Here is a 21,447-nt window from a genome sequence, read left to right as displayed (position 1 = left end):
AGCCCTAGGGCGTCCGTCCCCGGCGCAGCACCACGGTGACGCCCAGCCGCTCCAGGAAGGGCACCACCGCCTCGAAGTAGCCCACCTCGCCGTCCCTGTCCACGCTGACCCCCGCCAGGGCCCGCCGGGCCACGTCCGCGTGGTGCCAGACCAGCGTGAAGGGCGCGCGGGGCACCTCCCCGCGGCACTGGCAGCCGCGCAGCGCGTTCCAGCACTGGTGCCACGCGTACCCCGGGCCGCCGACCGCCTCGCCGAGCGCGCAGTGCAGGCCCGGCACGTCGGTGACGTACCGCCCGTCCAGCTCGCACACCGTGCCGGGTTCCTCGGGGCCCGGGCACACCTCGGCGAACCGCAGCCACTCGCTGCGTCCCTCGGCCGGAAAGCGCGCCCATGCGTTGCGCACGGCGGGCGGGCCCTCGTGCCAGGCCTCCCACACCGGCCGGACCTCGGGCGGGAAGGGCAGGCGGCGGAAGAGCCCGCCCTTGAGCGTCACATCGATCAGCGCACCGCCGAGCGCGGAGGGGCGGCACTCGTCGACGTCCACCGCGATGTGCTCCTGGACCGGGGTCGGCCGACCCGTACGGTCGAGGAGCCAGAGCTGCAGGCTGTCCCCGCCGTGACGGCGGTGGACCATCCGGTGGCGCAGTTCCGGCGAGGGCTCGCAGCCGATGAGCCGCACGGGCCGGCGGCCGGGGTCCGGCCGGGCTCCGTACAGGCCCTCCACCCGCCCGCAGCGCCCGAGCGGACCTCCGCTGGTGCCGTTGAGGAGGGCGATCTCGGCCCTCGCGGGCTCCTTGCGCCAGGGGCGCGGCTGCTCGGTGACCACGCACTCGACGACGAGGTCGAACCGTGCGGAGTCCCCGGTCCCGGGCCTGCTGTCGACAACCACGGCGTCCTCGAACGTGCAGTGGTCGTCGTCGTACGGATCCTCGGCGTCCAGGTCGCTCACCATGAGGTTCAGATCGCCGAAGGGGACGGGCGTCCGCCGCGCGGCGCAGCGCTCGGCAGTCTTGAGGAGCCGGCCGGTGGGCGCGCAGTCGAGAAGGGTCAGCCGCTCCCGGAAGGCGGCCCGGTCCAGGAACAGTCCCTCGACGTCGACGCACCGCGCCCAGACCGTCTGTTCGCCGTCCCACTCCTCGCTGACGAGCGCGAAGCGCAGGGGCAGATCCCGCCCCCAGACGACCTCACGCAACGAACCGTCCTCGTACACGACCCCTCGCCCCTCCGGCCTCCGACGGCCGCGCCGATCATAGGCCGGGCACCTCCCTGACCTGGCCGGCGCACGGCGGCGGGGACCTCGACCGGTCGGCGCGGGCGGCGGTCACGCGGACCGGGCGTCACGCGGACCGGCCGTCACGCGGGCCTGGCGTCACGCTCCGGATTCCCGTCCGCCTGTGCGAGGGCGTACAGCCGCTCCAGCCGCTCACGGCTCTCCTCGTCCGTCGGGACGTACGTCACCATGCGGGCCCCCAGGTCGGGGGCGAGCCACAGGTCGGTGTGGTCGACGGTGACCAGCCCCACGTGCGGGTTGAGGAACTGCTTGGTCCTGCTGCGGGCGCCGCCCACCACCTCGTGCCGCTCCCAGTGCTCACGGAACTCCGCGGACTCCGCTGTCAGCCGCTTGACCAGCATCTTCCACGCGGGTTCGCCGAGGTGTCCGGCCATCGAGCCGCGCAGCTTCGCGGCCATCATGCGCATCGCGTCGTCGAGCTGCACGATCGACCTGCGCCACTCGGCGTTCGTGTAGACGAGGATCATGCAGTTGCGGTCCTCGGGTGGCACCGCGTCGAGGTCGCTCATCAGCAGGCGGGCGTACGTCCTGTTGTACGCGAGGATGTCGTACCGGCTGTTCTGGATGCAGGCGGGGACCGGCTCCAGCTGGGTCAGCATGTGCCGCAGCGCCGGGGTGATCGTCGGGCACTGCGCGGCGGGCGAGGGGTCGACGGCGCCCGCCAGCTGGAAGAGGTGGGCACGCTCGCTCGCGTCCAGCAGCAGGGTGCGGGCCAACGCGTCGAGGACCTGCTCGGAGACCTGGATGTCCCTCGCCTGTTCGAGCCACGTGTACCAGGTGACGCCCACGGCGGAGAGCTGCGCGACCTCCTCGCGGCGCAGTCCCGGGGTGCGCCGGCGCCGGCCGCGGGGCAGTCCGACCTGCTCGGGCGGGATGCGTTCGCGCCGGCTGCGGAGGAAGCCGGCGAGTTCGTGACGCCTGATCTCGCTGCCGCGGGGTGCGGCCGCGGAGGGCCGGTCCGCGGCCGGGTCGGCCGGTCCCGGCTGCGGGGCGGCCGGAGAGCCGACCCGTCCGGCCGGGGCGGGAGGCGGCGCGTCGGCCGGGGGCCGGGCCGGTGTCCCGGCCCGCGCGGCCGGGGCCGGGCGTGCTGCCCGCGGGGCCGGGGTCGTGGTCGTCTCCCGCACCATCGTCGTCATGCCTCCAGCCTGAGCCCCACCGGAACCTGTTTCCAGGTACTGCTTCTACCAGGATAAGAACACTCTGGTACCAGCCTGAGGCGGGGAGAAGGCTGAGGGACGTGACCGATACCGGAACTCTCACGACCCCGACCGGCTCCCGAGTCGCCCCACCCGTGCTCGGCGGCCTCGGCCTCTTCACCGTGCTGCTCGGTGCGGCACTGCCCCTCATCGACTTCTTCATCGTCAACGTCGCCCTGCCGACCATCGGCCGCGACCTGAACGCGGGCGAGGCCGTCCTCGAACTCGTCGTCGCCGGCTACGGAGTCGCCTACGCCGTCCTCCTCGTCCTGGGCGGACGCCTCGGCGACCTCTTCGGCCGGCGGCAGTTCTTCCTCGGCGGCATGGCCGCCTTCGGCCTGACGTCCCTCGCGTGCGGGCTCGCCCCCTCCGCCTGGACGCTGGTCGCGGCACGCGTCGCGCAGGGCGCGGCGTCCGCGGCGATGCTGCCGCAGGTCCTCGCGACCATCCAGTCGGCGACCAGCGGGCCGCGCCGCGCCAAGGCGATGGGCCTGTACGGAGCGACGGCCGGCCTCTCCATGGTCGCCGGGCAGATCCTCGGCGGTGTCCTGGTCGCCGCGGACATCGCGGGCACGGGCTGGCGCTCGGTGTTCCTCGTGAACGTGCCCGTCGTGATCGCCGGCCTGGTCCTCGCCGCGCGTGCGGTACCGGAGACCCGCTCGCAGCACCCCGAGCCGGTCGACGCCCCCGGCACGGTCCTGCTCGCGGTGTCCCTGCTCGCCCTGCTCGCTCCGCTGACCGAGGGCCGGGCGGCGGGCTGGCCGCTGTGGACCTGGCTGTCGCTGGCCCTGTTCCCGCTCGCGGCGGCCGCGTTCTATCTGGTCGAACGCCACAAGGACCGGAGCGGCCGTACGCCGCTGGTTCCGCCGAGCCTGTTCGCGCTGACCTCGCTGCGCCGCGGCCTGGTGATGATCGTGCCGTTCTCGATCGGCTTCAGCGGCTTCATGTTCGTGATCGCGGTGGCGTTGCAGCGCGGTGCGGGCCTCGGTCCGGTGCCCGCGGGGCTCGCGCTCGCACCCATGGCCGTCGTCTTCCTCGCCGTCTCCCTGTGCGGGCCCCGGCTGGTCGCCCGGCACGGCACCCGCGTCGTCACCGTCGGCGGTCTCGTCCAGGCGGTGGGCGTGACGCTGCTGGCACTGGCCGCCTGGCGGTCCTGGCCGGACCTCGGCGTGCGGGAGCTGCTGCCCGGCGCGGCGGTGGCGGGTGCCGGCCAGGCCCTCCAGCTGCCGGTCATCTTCCGGATCGTCCTCTCCGAGGTCCCGCCCGCCCGGGCCGGCGTCGGCAGCGGAGTCATGATCACCACCCAGCAGTCGGCCCTGGCCCTGGGTGTCGCCACCCTGGGCTCCCTCTTCCTGGCCCTGGTCCCCTCCCACGGCATGCGGGACGCCCTGGTGACCACGCTCCTGGTCCAACTCGCGGGCGTGGCCCTGACCACAGCACTGAGCCTCCGCCTGCCACGCACGATCAGCTGACGCCGAAGAAGTTCAACTCGCCGCCGAAGACACCCCGTTGATCTTCTCCTTGCTGCACACTCCTAAGCGCACGAGCGGAGCGCTGTCATTGGAGGGCGTCATGCTTCAGATCAACACGAGCAAGGTGAGCCGCTGGGACCAGCACGGTCGGGAGCATGTCGTCCATGTGCAACGCGCGGGCGTGCAGCGGACGATCAGATGCGACACGTGCGGCTGGCGCAAGGGTGCGCAGTTCCTGCCATGGCTCAAGGCGGAGGAACATCTCGCCGAGGCGCATCAGGCGACGGTGGATCCGGCCGACGAGTGAGGGGGACGCGGGGCCGGGCGTCCGGCGGCCCGGGGGCCGGACGCCCGGCGGGTCAGGCGCGCAGGCCGCGCAGGACCAGCACGACGACCGCCTCGAAGTCCGCCTCGATGCCCGGCTGTTCCCATTCGCGGGCGTAGCAGGGGTCGTGGAAGCGGCCTGTCGCGTCGAAGGCGGCGCGGGCCGAGACGGCGGGGTCGGCGGCGTCGAACACGCCACGCGCGACGCCGTCCCGGACGATCTCGGTGAGCTGGCCGGTGAGGTCGGCGATGTGCCGCTCGACGACCGCGCTGTTCTCGCCGATCAGCACCTGGTAGGTGGCGAAGAGCTGGGGGTCGTCGCCGGCCTTCTCCCGCTTGGCCGCGAACAGACCGGTGAACCAGTCGCGCAGCCGCAAAGCGGGGTCGCGGTCCTCGGCGACTATGCCGGCGAGGGCCTCGGACGTCCGGTCCAGCCAGTGCTGGGTGACCGCTTCCCGCAGCGCCGCCTTCGTACGGAAATGACGGTAGACGCTGCCGTGGCTGACGCCGAGCGCGCGGGCCACGTCCACCACGGTGGCCTTGGCCGGGCCGTGGCGGCGCAGCACCTCCTCGGTGGCTGCGAGGATGCGCTCGGCGGTCAGGGTCTCGGAGGTCGGTGCCATGACGAAGACCGTACCTGCCGGTGCCGTCAGCGTTCGCTGTCGAGGTGTGCCATCTGGGCCGCCGGGTAGCGGGCGCCCGCGGCGGCGCCCGCCGGCACCGCTTCCTCGATGGCGGTCAGGTCGTCGGGGCCGAGCGTGACGTCGAGGGCGCCCAGCGCCTCCGTGAGCCGGTCGCGGGTGCGCGCGCCGACGAGCGGCACGATGTCCTCGCCGCGCGACAGCACCCAGGCGATCGCGATCTGCGCGACGCTGACGCCCTTCTGTTCGGCGATCTTCCGGAGCGCTTCGACGAGCGTGAGGTTGTGGCGCAGGTTCTCGCCCTGGAAGCGCGGGCTCATGGACCGGAAGTCGTTCGCGCCGAGCTGCCGGTCGGCCGTGAAGTGGCCGGAGATCAGTCCGCGGGACAGCACGCCGTACGCGGTGACGCCGATGCCCAGTTCCCGGACGGTCGGGAGGATCTCCCGCTCGATGCCGCGGGAGATGAGCGAGTACTCGATCTGGACGTCGGCGACGGGCGCGGTCGCGGCGGCCCGGCGGATGGTGTCGGCGGCGACCTCGCTGAGGCCGATGTGCCGGACGTGCCCGGCCTGGACCAGTTCGGCGATCGCGCCGACCGTCTCCTCGATCGGCACGTCGGGGTCGACCCGCGCGATCCGGTACACGTCGATGTGGTCCACGCCCAGGCGCTGGAGGGAGTACGCGGCGAAGTTCTTCACGGCGGCGGGGCGGCCGTCGTAACCCGTCCAGCCGCCGTCCGGGTCGCGCAGCGCGCCGAACTTGACGCTGGTCAGGGCCTGTTCGCGCAGGGCGGGCGGGGCGGAGCGGAGCGCTTCGCCGATCAGCATCTCGTTGTGGCCCATGGCGTAGAAGTCGCCGGTGTCGAGCAGGGTCACGCCCGCTTCGAGCGCGGCGTGGACCGTCGCGACGGACTCGGCCCGGTCGGTGTCGCCGTACAGCGCGGACATGCCCATGCAACCGAGGCCGAGGGCGGAGACCTGGGGGCCGGTGGTTCCGAGGGTGCGGGTGTGCATGAGGACTCCTTGCGTCCCGAGGGGGGTGGTACGTCCCCAGCCTGACATGACAGATGACAGATTTCAATATCTGTCATCTGTCATCTGTCATCTGTCACTTGTCAGCCCACCTCTCCCACCGCCTTGGTCCAGACCTATTGACGAAAGGTCTGGACCGCGAGCACTGTCATGCCTACGACATTTCGCACCAGCTCCACGGACACCTCGCCGTACCCCCACCCGGGAGGCCCGCATGATCCGCCGGAAACTCCGTCTGCTGGGCGCCGCGCTCGCGGCGGCCTGTCTCGCACAGCTCATGACCATCGGCGGCGCACCCGGCGCCGCCGCCGCCGACACCTGCGCCGTGAAGTCCCGCCCCACCGGGAAGGTCCTCCAGGGGTACTGGGAGAACTGGGACGGTTCGTCCAACGGCGTCCACCCGCCCTTCGGCTGGACCCCGATCACCGACTCCCGTATCGCCGCGCACGGCTACAACGTGATCAACGCCGCGTTCCCCGTCATCCGCTCGGACGGCACGGCGCTGTGGGAGGACGGCATGGACGCGGGCGTGAAGGTCGCGACGCCGGCGGAGATGTGCGCGGCGAAGGCGTCCGGGCGGACGATCCTGCTGTCGATCGGTGGCGCCGCCGCGGGCATCGACCTCAGCTCGTCCACGGTCGCCGACCGCTTCGTCGACACGATCGTGCCGATCCTCAAGAAGTACAACTTCGACGGCATCGACATCGACATCGAGACCGGTCTCGTCGGCAGCGGCAGCATCGGCCAACTGTCCGCGTCGCAGGCCAACCTGATCCGGATCATCGACGGGGTGCTGTCCCGGATGCCGTCGAACTTCGGCCTGACCATGGCGCCGGAGACCGCCTACGTCACGGGCGGCAGCATCACGTACGGGTCGATCTGGGGCGCGTACCTGCCGATCGTGAAGAAGTACGCGGACAACGGACGCCTGTGGTGGCTCAACATGCAGTACTACAACGGCAGCATGTACGGCTGCTCCGGCGACTCGTACTCCGCGGGCACCGTGCAGGGCTTCACCGCCCAGACCGACTGCCTGAACAAGGGGCTGGTCGTCCAGGGCACCACGATCAGGGTGCCGTACGACAAGCAGGTCCCGGGCCTGCCGGCCCAGTCGGGCGCGGGCGGCGGCTACATGTCGCCGAGCCTGGTGTCCCAGGCGTGGCGGCACTACGGCACGTCCCTCAAGGGCCTGATGACCTGGTCGATCAACTGGGACGGCTCGAAGAACTGGACGTTCGGCGACAACGTCAAGGCGCTTCAGGGGCGTTGAGCGACACGAGCCCCCGGTTCCGTGTGGAACCGGGGGCTCGTGTGCGCCGGGCGGGCGTGCGGCCCGGCGGTCGATCAGGCGCGGGACGCGGTCAGCAGCCGATCAGACGCGCGGCGAGGTAGCCCTCGATCTGGTCGAGGGAGACGCGCTCCTGCTTCATGGAGTCGCGCTCGCGGACGGTGACGGCGTTGTCGTCGAGGGTGTCGAAGTCGACGGTGACGCAGAACGGCGTGCCGATCTCGTCCTGGCGACGGTAGCGGCGGCCGATGGCGCCGGCGTCGTCGAACTCGATGTTCCAGTGCTGGCGCAGCGCGGCCGCCAGGCCCTTGGCCTTCGGCGACAGCTCGGGGTTGCGGGAGAGCGGCAGCACGGCGACCTTGACCGGCGACAGGCGCGGGTCGAGGCGGAGCACGGTGCGCTTCTCCATCTTGCCCTTGGCGTTCGGCGCCTCGTCCTCGACATAGGCGTCGAGGAGGAAGGCGAGCATGGCGCGGCCGACACCGGCGGCGGGCTCGATGACGTACGGGGTCCAGCGCTCGCCGGCTTCCTGGTCGAAGTACGACAGGTCCTGGCCGGAGGCCTTGGAGTGCGCGGAGAGGTCGTAGTCCGTGCGGTTGGCGACGCCCTCCAGCTCACCCCACTCGTTGCCGCCGAACTGGAAGCGGTACTCGATGTCCGCGGTGCGCTTGGAGTAGTGGGAGAGCTTCTCCTGCGGGTGGTCGTACCACCGCATGTTCTCCTCGCGCAGACCGAGGCCGGTGTACCAGTTCCAGCGCTCCTGCATCCAGTACTCCTGCCACTTCTCGTCCTCGCCCGGCTTGACGAAGAACTCCATCTCCATCTGCTCGAACTCGCGGGTGCGGAAGATGAAGTTGCCGGGCGTGATCTCGTTGCGGAAGGACTTGCCCATCTGCGCGATGCCGAACGGCGGCTTGCGGCGCGAGGTGGTCTGCACCTGGGAGAAGTTGGTGAAGATGCCCTGCGCGGTCTCGGGGCGCAGGTAGGCGACGGAGCCGCTGTCCTGCGTGGGGCCGAGGTGGGTGGACAGCAGGCCCGAGAACTGCTTGGGCTCGGTGAACTGGCCCTTGTTGCCGCAGTTGGGGCAGTTGATGTCCGCGAGACCGTTCTCCGGGAGGCGGTTGTGCTTCGCCTCGTACGCCTCCTCCAGGTGGTCGGCGCGGAAGCGCTTGTGGCAGGAGGTGCACTCGGTGAGCGGGTCCGTGAAGGTGGCGACGTGACCCGACGCGACCCAGACCTCGGTGGCCAGGATCACCGACGAGTCGATACCGACGACGTCCTCACGGGAGGTGACCATGTAGCGCCACCACTGGCGCTTGATGTTCTCCTTGAGCTCGACGCCCAGCGGGCCGTAGTCCCAGGCGGCGCGCTGGCCGCCGTAGATCTCACTACAGGGGAAAACGAAGCCACGGCGCTTGCTCAGGCTGACGATGGTGTCGATCTTGTCGGCGGCCACGGTGCTCTCTTCATTACGAACGGAGATGGATGGGGGCGGCGCGGAGCGCCTCGGTGAGGGGTGGAGATCGGGAGACGGGCGGACGAATGCTTCAGGTTACCGGCGGGGCCCACCCCTGTATCAAATCGGTTCGCGGTCCCGGTCGCTTCCTGCCGCTTGCTGCTGTTTGATCCGCTCACCGGGACTTCCGGAACCGCTCCCTCCAGGGTCCCCCCGGGTCCCGTCGGAGCGCTTGTTGACAACCGTTTCCAAGTTTGTTGAAAATGACTGTCATGAACGTACAGCGACGCCTCATATCCGGGACCGCCGTGGCCGCCGCCGTCCTCGGTCTCGGCACCCTCTCCGCCTGCTCCGGCTCGGCCTCCGCCGACGGCAAGGGCGGAGGGAAGCTCGACGTGGTGGCGTCGTTCTACCCGATGCAGTACCTCGCCGAGCAGATCGGCGGGACGCACGTGAACGTCACGACGCTGACCCAGCCCGGCCAGGAGCCGCACGACCTGGAGATCAGCGCGCGGCAGACCGCGCAGCTCCAGGAGGCGGACGCCGTCCTCTACCTGAAGAGCCTCCAGCCGGCCGTCGACGACGCCGTGGCGCAGTCCGAGGTCAAGACCAAGATCGACGCCGCGTCGCTGACCTCCCTGGAGAAGCACGGCAACGAGGTCGGCGGGCACGCGGCGGCCCACGACCACGGCGAGGGCGAGGAGAGCGGCGGCCGCGACCCGCACATCTGGCTCGACCCGGTGAAGTACGCCGAGGTCGCCAAGGGCGTCGGCTCGGCCTTCGTGAAGGCCGACCCCGACCACGCGGCGGACTACCAGAAGAACACCGAGGCACTGGTGAAGAAGCTGGACGCGCTGAACACCCGCTTCACGGACGGCCTGAAGAACACCAGGACCAAGGTCTTCATCACCACGCACGCCGCCTTCGGCTACCTCGCCGAGCGCTACGGCCTCACCGAGGAGGCCATCAACGGCCTGGACCCGGAGTCGGAGCCCAGCGCGAACCGGGTGAAGGGGCTGGAGGAGATGGCCCGCGCGGACGGCGTCAGCACCGTGTTCTACGAAACCCTCGTGAGCGACAAGACGGCCCGGACGATCGCCGGCGACGCCCACCTGAGGACGGACGTCCTCGACCCGATCGAGGGCATCACCGACAAGTCCAGGGGCGACGACTACGTACAGGTCATGGAGTCGAACCTGAAGGCGCTCCAGACGGCCCTGGGCGCCAAGTGACCGCCATGGAGGAAGCCTTGAGCGAGCCCGTCATATCCCTGCGCCAGGTGACCGCCCGGCTGGGTTCGCGCCCGGTCCTGCGCGGCATCGACCTGGCCGTGCACCGCGGCGAGGTCGTCGCGCTGCTCGGCGCCAACGGCTCCGGCAAGTCGACCGCCGTGCGCAGCATCATCGGACAGGTCGGCGTCAGCGGCGGCGACATCGAGATCTTCGGCACCCCGCGGAACCGCTTCCGGGACTGGAAGCGCGTCGGGTACGTGCCGCAGCGCACCACCGCGGCCGGCGGCGTGCCCGCGACGGTCGCCGAGATCGTGGCGTCCGGACGGCTGTCGCGTGCCCGCTTCGGCGTGCTGCGCAAGGCCGACCACGCGGCCGTACGGCGCGCCCTGGAGCTCGTCGGCATGGCCGACCGCGCCAAGGACCCCGTCGACGCGCTCTCCGGCGGCCAGCACCAGCGCGTGCTGATCGCCCGTGCGCTGGCGTCCGAACCCGAGCTGCTGATCATGGACGAGCCGATGGCGGGCGTCGACCTCGCCAGCCAGGAGGTGCTGGCCGCGACCCTGCGCGAGCAGGTCGCCCAGGGCGTCTCCGTCCTCCTCGTCCTGCACGAGCTGGGCCCGCTGGAGCCGCTGATCGACCGTGCGGTGGTGTTGCGCGACGGCTGCGTCCTGCACGACGGCCCGCCCCCGCGGGCGGTCGGCCAGCACGCGCTGCCCGGCCACGACCACGTACACCCGCACGCGGCCCACGACGCCGAACCGATCCGGACGGGACTGTTGAGCTGATGGAGATCCTCGACTACGCCTTCATGCAGCGGGCCCTGCTCGCCGCCGTCCTGGTGGGGATCACCGCGCCCGCCGTCGGCATCTACCTCGTGCAGCGCCGCCAGGCCCTGATGGGCGACGGCATCGGCCACGTCGCGATGACCGGAGTGGGCCTCGGCTTCCTCCTGTCGACCTCGCCGGTGTGGATGGCGACGGCCGTCTCGGTCCTCGGCGCCGTCCTGATGGAACTGATCCGCTGGTACGGCAGGACGCGCGGCGACATCGCCCTCGCGATGCTGTTCTACGGCGGCATGGCGGGCGGCGTGATGTTCATCAACCTCGCGCCGGGCGGCTCGAACGCCAACCTGACCTCGTACCTCTTCGGCTCGCTGTCCACCGTCTCGGAGTCCGACGTGACGGCGATCTGCCTGCTCGCCGCGTTCGTCGTGCTCGTCACCGTGGGGCTGCGCCGTCAGCTGTTCGCGGTCAGCCAGGACGAGGAGTTCGCGCGGGTGACCGGCCTGCCGGTGCGCGCCCTGAACCTGCTGACCGCGGTCACGGCCGCGGTGACCGTGACGGTCGCCATGCGGGTGGTCGGACTGCTCCTGGTGAGCGCGCTGATGGTGGTCCCGGTGGCCGCCGCCCAGCAGCTCAGCCGCAGCTTCGCGGCCACCTTCGCCATCGCCGTGGCGATCGGGGTGAGCGTGACCATCGGCGGCACCGTGACGTCGTACTACCAGGACGTGCCGCCCGGCGCGACCATCGTGCTGCTGACGATCGGCGCGTTCATCGCGCTGACGGCCCTGGCGACTCCGCTGGCCCGCCGACGGGCCCGCGCGGCAGCGGCGGCACAGGCCGCGGGCGACCCCGCGGAGTGTGCGATTCCGGCCACGCGGGGTGAGCGGACGGACGTCGGCGTCTGACCGGGCACAGCCCGGACTGGCACAATGGCCGGGCAAGGGCAGACGTGAGGAGGCAACGGTGACAACCGCTGGATCGCCCGTTCGGGGCCGTTCCACCCGGCAGCGTGCCGCCGTGGCGGCGGCTCTCGACGAGGTCGACGAGTTCCGCAGCGCTCAGGAGCTCCACGACATGCTCAAGCACAAGGGTGACTCGGTCGGGCTCACCACCGTCTATCGCACCCTTCAGTCCCTCGCCGACGCGGGCGAGGTCGATGTCCTGCGCACCAACGAAGGCGAGTCCGTCTACCGCCGCTGCTCCTCGGGCGAGCACCACCACCACCTGGTGTGCCGTGTGTGCGGCAAGGCCGTCGAGGTCGAGGGCCCGGCCGTCGAGAAGTGGGCGGAGTCGATCGCGGCGGAGCACGGCTACGTGAACGTCGCGCACACCGTGGAGATCTTCGGTACGTGCGCGGACTGCGCGCAGTGCCCGTCGTCCGAGGGCTGACGCCGCCCGCCCGCGGCCGCCGGCCCTGACACGGGAGCCGGACGGGCTTCGGGCGGGATCCGGACCGCCGTCGGAGGGTGGGCCGGTCAGACGCGGGTGAGGTTGCGGTCGAGGATCGAGCGCAACCTCTCGACGTCCAGAGGGCTGTCGGCCCCGCGCTTCGGCAGCAGGATCGAGGCAGGCGCCTTGGGCCCGGAACCCAGCAGGACGAAGGAGCGGCGCGTCTCCGCGTAGCGGGCCATCCGCGGCCAGCCGGTCAGCCGGCTGCCCTCCTCGTGCGTGACCCGTACTCCCCACGCGTCCACGACGGCCCGGTACTCGCCCCGGGCGGCGGCGCGCCGCTGGACGAGCCGGGCCTGCCACCACGGCAGCACCCCGAGGCCCAGCACGGCCGCACCGAGCATCACGGCCACCCTGGGATCGGCGGAGGCCCCGAGAGCCATCGGCAGCACGCCGACGAGCACCCCGAGGACGCCGGAGGCGAGCAGGAGGCGCCGGCCCCAGCGCCCGGCGGCCGAGGCGTTCTCCGCGACGCGCAGCGCCTCACGGAACTCCCCGGCCGTGGCCCGGTACACCAGCTCGACGCGCTCCCCCTCGCCCATCGGCGTCAGACGCCCTCGGCGTCGGGCCGCCCCTTCATGGCCGCCTCCATCGCGATGAGCTCCTCGTTCGGGACGGCGCCGCCGAAGCGGCGGTCGCGCGAGGCGTATTCGACGCAGGCACGCCACAGGTCACGCCGGTCGAAGTCGGGCCACAGCACGTCCTGGAAGACCATCTCGGCGTACGCGCTCTGCCAGAGAAGGTAGTTGGAGGTGCGCTGCTCGCCGCTGGGCCGCAGGAACAGGTCCACGTCCGGCATGTCCGGGTAGTAGAGGTACTTCGCGAACGTCTTCTCGGTGACCTTCGACGGGTCGAGCCGTCCGGCCCGCACGTCCTCCGCCATGGCCTGCGCCGCGTCGGCGATCTCTGCACGGCCGCCGTAGTTCATGCAGAAGTACAGCGTGAGCCGGTCGTTGTCCTTCGTCTGCTCCTGGGAGATCTGGAGCTCCTTGGCGACGGACTTCCACAGCTTGGGCATCCGGCCCACCCAGCGCACCCGGATACCGAGGTCGTCGAGCTGGTCGCGGGTCTTGCGGATGAAGTCCCGGTTGAAGTTCATCAGGAAGCGCACCTCGTCCGGCGAGCGCTTCCAGTTCTCCGTGGAGAAGGCGTACAGCGAGATCGCCCCGACGCCCATCTCGATCGCGCCCTGGAGCACGTCCACCACACGCTCGGCGCCGACCTTGTGCCCCTCGGTGCGCGGCAGTCCGCGCTCCTTGGCCCACCGGCCGTTCCCGTCCATGACGATCGCCACATGACCCGGGACCAGTTCACCGGGGAGCTTCGGCGCGCGGGCGCCTGACGGGTGTGGTTCGGGCGACTGGTACTCGCGGCGCTGGCGTCCCAGGATCCCGCGTACGGCCATGTGCTTCTCGTCTCCTCTTGCTGCTTGCGCTTGCTGTCACTGCTTCTCGACGTACCGAAGGGAACGCAGTCCGCGCTCCAAGTGCCAGTGCAGATAGGCCGACACCAGCCCGCTGCCCTCCCTGACGTACCGCGGCTCGCTCGCGTCCGCGGTCTCCCAGTCTCCCGTGAGCAGCGCCCCGAGCAGTTCCAGGGCCTGGGCCGAGGGTACGACGCTGCCGGGCACCCGGCAGTCGACGCAGACGGAACCTCCCGCCGCGACCGAGAAGAACCGGTTCGGACCCGGCATGCCGCATTTCGCGCAATCGCCGAAGCTCGGCGCGTAGCCGTTCACCGCGAGGGAGCGCAGCAGGAAGGCGTCCAGGACGAGGTGCGGCTCGTGCTCGCCGCGGGCGAGCGTGCGCAGCCCGCCGACCAGCAGCAGGTACTGCTGCACGGCCGGCTCCCCCTCGTGGTCGGTGAACCGCTCGGCGGTCTCCAGCATGACCGTGCCCGCGGTGTAGCGGGCGTAGTCGGTGACGATCCCGCCACCGTACGGAGCGATCGTCTCGCTCTGCGTGCACAGCGGCAGCCCGCGCCCGACGAGTTCACTGCCCCGCGCGAAGAACTGCACGTCGACGTGCGAGAAGGGCTCCAGCCTGGCGCCGAACTTCGACTTGGTGCGCCGGACGCCGCGGGCCACGGCACGTACCCGTCCGTGACCGCGGGTGAGCAGCGTGATGATCCGGTCCGCCTCACCCAGCTTCTGGGTGCGCAGCACGATGCCGTCGTCGCGGAACAGACTCATGGGCCCATTCTCCCGTACGGATTCAGCGTCCGTGGTCGGGGCGGCCGATCGCCTCCCAGGGAGCCATGTTCCAGGGGCTGGCCCGGTTCGCCGGGTCCAGGAGCGACTTCAGGTGCGCGTCGGACACGGCCTGCGGTGCCGGGAGGTCCTCGTCCCCGCGGATCTGGAGGTTGTCGCGCCAGACCATGCGGCCCAGCAGGTAGTGGTCGGCGTACTCGGACCAGGAGGCGTACGACCGCACCACCGCCGGCACGATGTTCTTCAGCGCGGTCCACGCCTCGGACTCGCTCAGCATGCCCGCCGCGAACCCCCTGCGCGTGATGTCCACGTACAGTCCGGCGTCCCACGCCAGCGGTTCGACGCCGAGCCGCCGCCGGGCCCCCGAGCGGTAGCCGGACCGCGCCAGGCCGTCGAGGCGGCCGACCAGCGCCTCGCGCGAGGTGATCTCCCACTGGTCGGCCAGCCACCGCCGGGCCTTGTCGTCGTCGACGCGGGTGAACGGGTACAGGGTCGTCCGGGAGGCGTCCCGGTCCCGGTTCACCGGCGCGCTCAGCGACACCATCCACAACTGGTGCATGGTGAGCGGAACGGGGTATTTGCGCGTGGCCTTCCGCCCGCGGCGGTTCCATATCGCCATGCGGCCGCACCCTACGTCACGCGGTTTCCCTCCCTTCGGCCCCTCCGCAGCCCCTTCAAGGGACCTCACCGCGGCTGCGTGCGTTGGCGTAGGCCGTCGCCGCGCTGAGCCGCTCCGCGGCGGTGGCGTCGCGGACCGCGTCCGGGTCGCAGTCCCACTCCCTCCCGCCGCCGAGCGGTCTGAGCTGTACGTAGGGGCCCTCGTGCCCCATGACCAGGCCCACCCGTCCCGTGCGGGTGTCGACGGCGTACGAGCCGACCGGCGGCTGCTGCCGCGGCGGCCTCATCGCAGCGCCGCCGCGAGCCGGGCGGCGATCTCGGCGGAGCAGCCGCCCAGTTCGACGCGCGGGCACGGTGCCTCGCGGGCGAGGGATGCCGCGTCGAGCCGGAGCGACGGCAAGGTGATTCCCGCGTTCGCGAGTGCCATCCGCAATTCCCTCACTGCTTCCTCCGCCTCTTCGACGCAACGCGCCGAGTGCCGTTCCCCGAGTGGTCCGCGTTCTGCCGTCACCCTGCTCCCCTTCCCTTTCCTATTTCACTCTTCACATCTCGATGGTGACGCTGTGCGCCTACACTCGGCAGGAGTCTGTGCACTGCAAGTACACGGCAGTACAAGGGGGTTGGCCATGGCCAACGGTTCGCGGCAGGCGGCGTGGGAGTTCTTCGGGGCGGAGTTGAAACGGCGCCGCGAGGACGCCGGCCTCACCCAGATGGAGTTGGGGTCACGCGTTTTCGTGTCCGGCGGATACATCGGCCAGTTCGAACAGGCGATTCGCAAACCCCAGTTGGACGTGGCTCAGCGAATCGACGAAATCCTGCAAACCGAGGGTTTTTTCGAACGCACATGGCGGAAACTCATCGACGACAAGCGGTACGCGGAATACTTCGCGGAGGTCGTCGAGCTGGAGCGGACGGCGACGAAGATCTCGACGTTCGCGCCCACACTCGTTCCGGGACTCCTCCAGACTTCGGCCTACACCCGCGCCGTGATGCTGGCGGGCAACCCGTTCGCCTCCGACGACAGCATCGAGGAGAAGGTCGAGGCACGTCGGGAGCGGGCCCGGGTTCTGGACGGCACGACCCCGCCCGAGTACTGGGCGATCCTGCACGAGCATGTGCTGAGGATCCCCGTCGGCGGCTCCGCCGCGATGGCCGAACAGCTCGACCACGTCGTGTCCCTGGCTCGCCGACGGAAAGTGCTGGTGCAGACGCTGCCGTACGCGGTCGGGGCCTATCCCCTCATGGGCCGCATGGTGCAGCTCATGGAGTTCGCGGAGGCCCCGCCAACTGCCTATACGGAGGCGGTGTATTCCGGGAGCCTGCTGGACGATCCGGCCCTGGTGAAGCGGGTGCAGGGAGCCTACGATCTGCTCAGGGCCGCCGCGCTGCCGCCGGAGGCGTCCCTGGCCCTGATCGAGTCGGCGGCGGAGGACCACAGACGATGCGCGAGTACGACCTGAGCCTCGCCCAGTGGCGCAAGAGCAGCTACAGCGACGACAACGGCGGCGAATGCGTCGAGGTGGCCGCCGGAGTCCCCGGTGTCGTCCCCGTCCGGGACAGCAAGGTCCCGGACGGCCCCGCTCTGGTCTTCCCGTCAGCCGCCTGGGCGGACTTCGTGGCTCATCAGGCGACCCTGTCCAGGCCGGCCCGCACGGACTGCTGAGTGCCGTCGCGCTTGGTCGACTCGTAGGCGAAGTCCACGGTGTCGCCGGGCCGCAGCGTGAGGGTGATGCGGCCGTTCTTCACGCAGTTGCCCGACTGGATGTCCTCCCCGAGCGTCAGTCGGTCACTGCCGCCGACCGCGGTCAGCGTGACGACGCCGTAGCAGTCGGAGGACTCCATGGCGTAGTGGATGCTGCCGACCTGTTCCCGCGGGGAGCCCTGGTTCAGCTCCAGGGTGACCCGGTAGTGATCGGTCTCGGAGGCGTCGAGCTCCTCGGCGTAGCCCTGCCAGCGCCCGAGGAACGCCTCCGGCATGCCGGCGAGCGCGGGGGCCGCCGACGGCGTGGTGGACGTCGCGGACGGGGTGGGTGTCACGGACGGGGCGGTGGGACCGGGCATACCCGGCGCGCTGGACGCGCCGGAGCTGCCGGGTGCGCCCGACGCGCCGGACGTGGGCGACGCGCCGCTGACCGTCGAGCCGGCATCGCGCCGGTCCGAGTCCCCGCTGAGCTGCACGAACAGTCCGATCAGGGCCGCCACGATGGTGGCGGCGGCACCGATGAGGGCCACGACGAGCGCGGTGCGGTGGGAGTCCCCCGATCCTGCGGCCGGGCTCCCCTGGTGCGGCGGACGCTGCCGCCTTGCGTAAGGGTCCGTCGGGGACTGCGGTGTGGTCATGGAGCGGCCTCGGGTCCGTAGTTCGGCGGAAGATCAGGCCATATTGCCGCCCAGACCCCTGACTTGTGCGACTTTCACCCAAATCTACGGAATAGATCATGCCGAAACGATTCGTCCCCGGAGGGTGCGGTCGTCAGACCACGACCCCGGCCGTTCGTCAGGGCTGTCAGGGCCCGTCAGGCGAAGTTCGTCCGATCCGTGTCGGCGTGCCCCTCAAGCGCCGGTGGTCGCAGCCGAGTTACCTGCGACGCCCTCGCCCACGTCCCACAGCTCCGCGAACCGCTTGATCCGCTGCCTGACATGGTCCTCGCGCGCGTTCAGCGTGGTCTTGGCGTTCATCTGCAGCAGGTCCGGCTCGACTTCGTAGCAGAGCTCGTCGTCGAAGATGACGAAGTCGTTCGTCGTACCGCGTCGTACTCTCAGCGGGAGTTCGGAGACGGTCACCACCCGCGTCTCGATGCCGATGTCACTCTGCGACTCGCACAGCCGGCGCAGATCGTTGTCGACGTGCTCCGGCCTCTGGACGATGAACAGTCGCCGAATACTCATCCCGCGCTGCTGCATCGCATCCGCCTGAGCCTGCAGATAGCGCAGCGCGGGCTCGCTGTTCCAGTAGTCACGCTCCACGAAGCTGCTGGTGGCGTCCATCGTGACCTTGGCGCACTTCGTGAGGGCCATGAGCCAGTCGTGGTTCTCCCCGGGGCAGTCGGTACTCAGCGAGGTGAGGTTCTCCATCATCGACGCGAGGCGTTCGATCTCCTCGTGCGCGAAGTCGCTCACCAGGCCGTGGCCCAACGAGGTGACACGCGTGGCGCTCCGGGCCAATCGCGGTACCCCGTCGGAGCGCAGTACCGATCGGTCGAGCTCGCAGAAGAGTTCGGTCGCTTCACTGATGTCGGCGAATTTCTGGTCCACCAGGGTCTGCATCTCACCGTGATGGGCGGTCAGTCGGTCCACGACGTCGTCCGCGTGGGTGCGTTGACCGCCCACCACCTGGGTCAGCCGCCGCTCGAACTCGATCATGTACTGGACGATCAGGGTCGCGCCGCCGATCACGACGGACACGGCGATCTGCCACAGCTTGTCCTGCTCCTGGTCGATCAGATTGGTGATCACATAGGCGATCGTGGCCACGATGGCGGTGACCAGTGTCTTCAGCAGGACCGGCGGTATGCGCAGGCCCTCCGCGGACGACGAACCCGATGCCGGTGTCGACGCCCCTGACGATCCGTCCATTCCTGTCTCCCCCGCCGGAATCGAAACCGGGATAGCTCCGGTCAGCGCGATGCCAGTGCCTCGCGCAGCAACGGTATTGCCTGGAGGGCCAGTTGGTCCCTGATGCGCTGCACCGAGGTCTGCCACTGGCGGCTGAATCCGGGCTCCCGTTCCAGCACCTCCCACAGGGGGCTCAGGGTCCGGTCCACGCGTGCCGTCGGCATCCACAGGTGCAGCAGGTGATCGACGGCCGGCCGCAGCGCCAGCACCGCCGCGGCCCCGCCCGCCGCTCCGAGGCGGCTGGTGTCCAGCATCCGCACGACCGTCGTCAGCAGCCAGTCGTGCAGCGCCAGATCCTCGCACAGACCCGCGACCGCCGAGGCCTCCTGCGCCGCGGGGACGCGCAGTTCGACGGTGCGCAGCTGGTCCTCGGCGAGAGTGAAGCGGGTGATCGAGGGGCCTTCGCCGTCCGGGGCGCGCCGCGCCACCCAGCGAAAGCGGGTGCCCGCGGATTTGAAGGGGGCGTTCTGGTCGAGCAGCGGGTGTCTGCGGAGTTGGCCGAGCAGACCCTCGGCTATCAGGCCGAGATCCAGCTCCCCCTTCTGCGGTCCCCTCAGCACTCCCTTCGCCACGGCCTGCTCCGGCAGTCTCCCGAAGGGCTCGAGAAGGCCCGGGCGCACCAGGTAGTGGCCCCATGGCTGTCGTCGGTCGGGGCCCGCGGCCGGCGCCCCGAAGTACGCGGTGGCCTGGAGGACACGCCCTTCGGTCAGCACGGCGCGAGCGGCCACGGTGCCGACCACGCGCACCTTCGCTCCGTCGACGGCGGGCAGCCGGCAGTCCACGCCCGTCAGCGTGTCCGGCGAGAGCGCGTACAGCTGGGGGCGCTCGGAGACGCGTACCCGCTCGTCGGCGCGCAGTTGCAGGAAATGGGCAGCGGCCCGGGAGTCCAGCGGCTGGAAGGAGGGCAGCAGACCGGTGCGTACTTCGCCGCACGTCAGCACGACGGTCGCCGCGTCCGTCGGGGGCCGCATGTCACAACCCCCGGTAGAAGACGTACGCGACGCGGTCCGCGACGGCGTCCGGCACTGACGCGCCCTCGTGCCGGGAGCGCTCGGTGATCTGCCGCAGGGCCCCGCTGTCCACGTCCGTCTGATCGAGGACGACGCGCACGGCGTGCTCGACGGGAAGGAACCGGGCGGGCAGCACGGAACAGGTGCGGTAGGCGCTGAACGGTGCCGCGGCGGTGTTGAGCTGGAGCAGCGGAGGCATGTCGTCCCACTCACGGGGGAAGGTGCCGGAGCTCCACGGGCGCGGGCTGAGCACGGGCTCGCCCTCGTTGCGGAGCAGGCCGAGCCTGGCCAGTTGCCAGACCGCCGCGAGGAAGGGGCAGGACCAGGTGCGGCGCCCGTCCTTGTCGTGGTCCCACAGTTCGACGTCGAGGTAGATCGAGTGACGTCTGGCGGCCGTCTCGCGAGGCGGCCGCCACTCCGCGGCGGCCGACATCGCCCGAGAGGTCCTGGAGCGCTGGACGCGTTCGCCGTTGGCGAGCCAGCCGGTCTCGCTGACGGGCGGTCGCAGACCGTAGGTGCCGGGCGGCGGCGATTCGACGAGGCGCTGGGCGATGGACTCGGCCAGCGGAACCTTGTCCGCCACGGCGCAACCCGACTCCCGGGCCAGGTAGTCGATGACCAGTCCGGCTCGCGCGGCCTCTCCGAGCACCAGCGGGACGAGTTCGGCGGGCGACGAGAAGCGGGTGAAGTAGTCGTCGATCAGGAAGCAGGTGCTGATCCGGGGCGACCTGCCCCGGATTCCGACGGCCGCGTCCGCACGGGCCGCGTCCACCCAGGGCCGTACCCGCTCGAAGTGCTGTCGCAGGCGTTCGGGCCCGCCTTCGATGTCCTCCATGTAGAGGTGGCCCAGCTCCAGGGAGAGGTGCGAGAGCGGCACGGACCGTGTGCTGGGCTCCGCGGTGGTCTCCCGGAAGACGTGCTCGGTCACAGCTGCCCCCAGTACGTGTCGTCGGTCAGTCGTCGGGCCAGCTCCGTGAAGGCCTCCAGGGTCTCCTTGTTGGCGATCTGGGTGGAGACGACGTCCGCGTCGGTGATGAGCTGTTCCCTCCATTGCAGGACGGGTTCCAGCGGGACGGTGCCGAGCACCCTGCTGTCGCCGATGCCCAGCTCGGCGGCCAGTCGCCGCAACGTCTCGTCGCACGCGCGCATCCAGGCGGACTGGGCGGGAGACACATGGGACCACAACGGCGAATCGGGATCGGGCACCGCGGCCCGGACGAAGCGGATGGCGTCGCGCAGCACGGCCTGGTCGTGTCCCCGGTCCGCCCCTGCTTCCAGGATGCCGAACTCCTCGAACACCAGTCCGTGCACGGCCATCACATGCTGTCGGGTCCAGCGGTGGAAGACCAGCCACCGGGTCTCGACACCGCGCATCTCCGGTCGCGCGGTCACTTCGAGAGCCATGTCCACCGCGTAGCTGCGTCCGGCGCTCAGGTCCACGATGATCAGGTCGAACTCGCTGTTCAGCCGAAGCATGAGATCCGCGCAGCGCTGGACGACCTCCTGGTCCGTGGCGAACTCACCGCCACCGCCGTCCCCGGGGAGCAGGACGAGGCGGCCCGCTCCGTTGGGCTTGTGCCGCAGGACCGCGTGCTCGGTGAGTCTCCAGACGTCCAGGCGGAGCGGTTCGCCGGTGTGCCCTGTCAGATAGGCGTGCAGACCGTCACCACGCGGCGCTCCGGGTAGGTCGAAGACGGCGACGGCGGTGGGCGAGCCGAAGTCGAAGTCCAGGTAGCACACCTCGTCCCCGGCCAGTGCCCGCTGATAGGCGAGGTTCGCGCTGGTGACGGAACGGCCGGTGCCTCCCTTGTCGGAGGCGGCGAAGACGATCAC

General features: G+C 70.8%; 25 protein-coding genes. 9 read left to right on the top strand and 16 right to left on the bottom strand.

What is annotated here, in order from left to right; all coding sequences use genetic code 11:
• Positions 1–4: 4 nt before the first annotated feature.
• The gene (locus tag ABEB03_RS05920; protein WP_345642233.1) at positions 5–1,210 is read right to left on the bottom strand and encodes a barstar family protein; all 1,206 of its coding nucleotides are present in this window, start codon (positions 1,208–1,210) and stop codon (positions 5–7) included.
• A 143-nt stretch (positions 1,211–1,353) separates the two neighbouring features.
• Positions 1,354–2,427, bottom strand: coding sequence for a helix-turn-helix transcriptional regulator (locus tag ABEB03_RS05915; protein ID WP_345642230.1), 1,074 nt, complete (start codon positions 2,425–2,427; stop codon positions 1,354–1,356).
• A 101-nt stretch (positions 2,428–2,528) separates the two neighbouring features.
• On the opposite strand from ABEB03_RS05915, the gene ABEB03_RS05910 reads away from it, so the two are divergent.
• Positions 2,529–3,959 (top strand): MFS transporter, encoded by a 1,431-nt coding sequence (locus ABEB03_RS05910; protein ID WP_345642227.1) that lies wholly within the window; start codon positions 2,529–2,531, stop codon positions 3,957–3,959.
• A 100-nt stretch (positions 3,960–4,059) separates the two neighbouring features.
• Complete coding sequence (locus ABEB03_RS05905; protein ID WP_345642224.1) at positions 4,060–4,266, top strand: hypothetical protein; 207 nt, start codon at positions 4,060–4,062, stop codon at positions 4,264–4,266.
• 52 nt (positions 4,267–4,318) lie between these two features.
• Here the strand turns inward: ABEB03_RS05905 and ABEB03_RS05900 are convergent, their stop codons facing one another.
• Together ABEB03_RS05900 and ABEB03_RS05895 are read right to left on the bottom strand one after the other, a co-directional pair.
• Positions 4,319–4,906, bottom strand: a complete 588-nt coding sequence (locus tag ABEB03_RS05900; protein WP_345642221.1) for a TetR family transcriptional regulator — start codon at positions 4,904–4,906, stop codon at positions 4,319–4,321.
• Positions 4,907–4,932: 26 nt separating this feature from the next.
• The gene (locus tag ABEB03_RS05895; RefSeq protein ID WP_345642218.1) at positions 4,933–5,937 is read right to left on the bottom strand and encodes an aldo/keto reductase; all 1,005 of its coding nucleotides are present in this window, start codon (positions 5,935–5,937) and stop codon (positions 4,933–4,935) included.
• A 232-nt stretch (positions 5,938–6,169) separates the two neighbouring features.
• On the opposite strand from ABEB03_RS05895, the gene ABEB03_RS05890 reads away from it, so the two are divergent.
• Positions 6,170–7,225 (top strand): chitinase, encoded by a 1,056-nt coding sequence (locus ABEB03_RS05890; protein WP_345642215.1) that lies wholly within the window; start codon positions 6,170–6,172, stop codon positions 7,223–7,225.
• A gap of 91 nt (positions 7,226–7,316) precedes the next feature.
• Here ABEB03_RS05890 and ABEB03_RS05885 read toward each other — a convergent pair whose 3' ends face one another.
• Positions 7,317–8,699 carry a glycine--tRNA ligase gene (locus ABEB03_RS05885; protein WP_345642212.1) on the bottom strand — a complete coding sequence of 461 codons (1,383 nt, stop codon included), beginning with the start codon at positions 8,697–8,699 and terminating at the stop codon, positions 7,317–7,319.
• A 272-nt stretch (positions 8,700–8,971) separates the two neighbouring features.
• On the opposite strand from ABEB03_RS05885, the gene ABEB03_RS05880 reads away from it, so the two are divergent.
• The 4 genes from ABEB03_RS05880 to ABEB03_RS05865 are packed head-to-tail and all read left to right on the top strand — an operon-like array spanning position 8,972 to position 12,102.
• The gene (locus ABEB03_RS05880; RefSeq protein ID WP_345642210.1) at positions 8,972–9,931 is read left to right on the top strand and encodes a metal ABC transporter solute-binding protein, Zn/Mn family; all 960 of its coding nucleotides are present in this window, start codon (positions 8,972–8,974) and stop codon (positions 9,929–9,931) included.
• A 5-nt stretch (positions 9,932–9,936) separates the two neighbouring features.
• Positions 9,937–10,716, top strand: a complete 780-nt coding sequence (locus ABEB03_RS05875) for a metal ABC transporter ATP-binding protein (RefSeq protein WP_345642207.1) — start codon at positions 9,937–9,939, stop codon at positions 10,714–10,716.
• Positions 10,716–11,618, top strand: a complete 903-nt coding sequence (locus ABEB03_RS05870; RefSeq protein ID WP_345642203.1) for a metal ABC transporter permease — start codon at positions 10,716–10,718, stop codon at positions 11,616–11,618. The genes ABEB03_RS05875 and ABEB03_RS05870 overlap by 1 nt, the downstream gene beginning before the upstream one ends.
• Before the next feature lie 58 nt (positions 11,619–11,676).
• A complete protein-coding gene (locus ABEB03_RS05865; RefSeq protein ID WP_345642199.1) occupies positions 11,677–12,102 on the top strand; it encodes a Fur family transcriptional regulator in 426 nt (141 codons plus the stop codon).
• A gap of 86 nt (positions 12,103–12,188) precedes the next feature.
• On the opposite strand, the gene ABEB03_RS05860 is transcribed toward ABEB03_RS05865, so the two are convergent.
• The 6 genes from ABEB03_RS05860 to ABEB03_RS45295 are packed head-to-tail and all read right to left on the bottom strand — an operon-like array spanning position 12,189 to position 15,416.
• Positions 12,189–12,704, bottom strand: a complete 516-nt coding sequence (locus ABEB03_RS05860; RefSeq protein ID WP_345642195.1) for a YcxB family protein — start codon at positions 12,702–12,704, stop codon at positions 12,189–12,191.
• A gap of 5 nt (positions 12,705–12,709) precedes the next feature.
• On the bottom strand, positions 12,710–13,567 hold the full coding sequence (locus ABEB03_RS05855; protein ID WP_345642192.1) for an isoprenyl transferase: 858 nt from the start codon (positions 13,565–13,567) through the stop codon (positions 12,710–12,712).
• 36 nt (positions 13,568–13,603) lie between these two features.
• Positions 13,604–14,353: a DNA repair protein RecO gene (gene recO / locus ABEB03_RS05850; RefSeq protein ID WP_345642189.1), complete on the bottom strand. Its 750-nt coding sequence runs from the start codon at positions 14,351–14,353 to the stop codon at positions 13,604–13,606.
• 22 nt (positions 14,354–14,375) lie between these two features.
• Positions 14,376–14,990, bottom strand: a complete 615-nt coding sequence (locus tag ABEB03_RS05845) for a DUF1266 domain-containing protein (RefSeq protein ID WP_345642186.1) — start codon at positions 14,988–14,990, stop codon at positions 14,376–14,378.
• A 55-nt stretch (positions 14,991–15,045) separates the two neighbouring features.
• Positions 15,046–15,276, bottom strand: a complete 231-nt coding sequence (locus ABEB03_RS05840) for a hypothetical protein (RefSeq protein WP_095934183.1) — start codon at positions 15,274–15,276, stop codon at positions 15,046–15,048.
• A complete protein-coding gene (locus ABEB03_RS45295) occupies positions 15,273–15,416 on the bottom strand; it encodes a hypothetical protein (RefSeq protein WP_425589186.1) in 144 nt (47 codons plus the stop codon). The genes ABEB03_RS05840 and ABEB03_RS45295 overlap by 4 nt, the downstream gene beginning before the upstream one ends.
• 199 nt (positions 15,417–15,615) lie before the next feature.
• Here ABEB03_RS45295 and ABEB03_RS05830 point away from each other — a divergent pair, with 199 nt between their 5' ends.
• Both ABEB03_RS05830 and ABEB03_RS05825 read left to right on the top strand, forming a co-directional pair.
• Complete coding sequence (locus ABEB03_RS05830; RefSeq protein WP_345642179.1) at positions 15,616–16,449, top strand: helix-turn-helix domain-containing protein; 834 nt, start codon at positions 15,616–15,618, stop codon at positions 16,447–16,449.
• A complete protein-coding gene (locus tag ABEB03_RS05825; protein ID WP_345642176.1) occupies positions 16,431–16,652 on the top strand; it encodes a DUF397 domain-containing protein in 222 nt (73 codons plus the stop codon). The genes ABEB03_RS05830 and ABEB03_RS05825 overlap by 19 nt, the downstream gene beginning before the upstream one ends.
• Here ABEB03_RS05825 and ABEB03_RS05820 read toward each other — a convergent pair.
• The 5 genes from ABEB03_RS05820 to ABEB03_RS05800 all read right to left on the bottom strand — a co-directional run bounded on the left by ABEB03_RS05820 (position 16,613) and on the right by ABEB03_RS05800 (position 21,447).
• Positions 16,613–17,329 (bottom strand): hypothetical protein, encoded by a 717-nt coding sequence (locus tag ABEB03_RS05820; protein WP_345642173.1) that lies wholly within the window; start codon positions 17,327–17,329, stop codon positions 16,613–16,615. The genes ABEB03_RS05825 and ABEB03_RS05820 overlap by 40 nt on opposite strands.
• A 213-nt stretch (positions 17,330–17,542) precedes the next feature.
• Positions 17,543–18,565 (bottom strand): DUF6879 family protein, encoded by a 1,023-nt coding sequence (locus ABEB03_RS05815; RefSeq protein ID WP_345642170.1) that lies wholly within the window; start codon positions 18,563–18,565, stop codon positions 17,543–17,545.
• Between the two features lie 41 nt (positions 18,566–18,606).
• Positions 18,607–19,575 (bottom strand): SCO2521 family protein, encoded by a 969-nt coding sequence (locus tag ABEB03_RS05810; protein WP_345642167.1) that lies wholly within the window; start codon positions 19,573–19,575, stop codon positions 18,607–18,609.
• A gap of 1 nt (position 19,576) precedes the next feature.
• A complete protein-coding gene (locus tag ABEB03_RS05805; protein WP_345642162.1) occupies positions 19,577–20,542 on the bottom strand; it encodes an SCO2522 family protein in 966 nt (321 codons plus the stop codon).
• A complete protein-coding gene (locus ABEB03_RS05800) occupies positions 20,539–21,447 on the bottom strand; it encodes an SCO2523 family variant P-loop protein (protein ID WP_345642158.1) in 909 nt (302 codons plus the stop codon). Before ABEB03_RS05800 ends, ABEB03_RS05805 begins: the two co-directional genes overlap by 4 nt.

The organism is Streptomyces siamensis (assembly GCF_039543605.1).
In the GTDB taxonomy this organism is placed as follows: Bacteria; Actinomycetota; Actinomycetes; order Streptomycetales; family Streptomycetaceae; genus Streptomyces; species Streptomyces siamensis.
The sequence above is the reverse complement of the archived record's forward strand: the minus strand, read 5'-3'. Positions and strand labels throughout refer to the sequence as shown.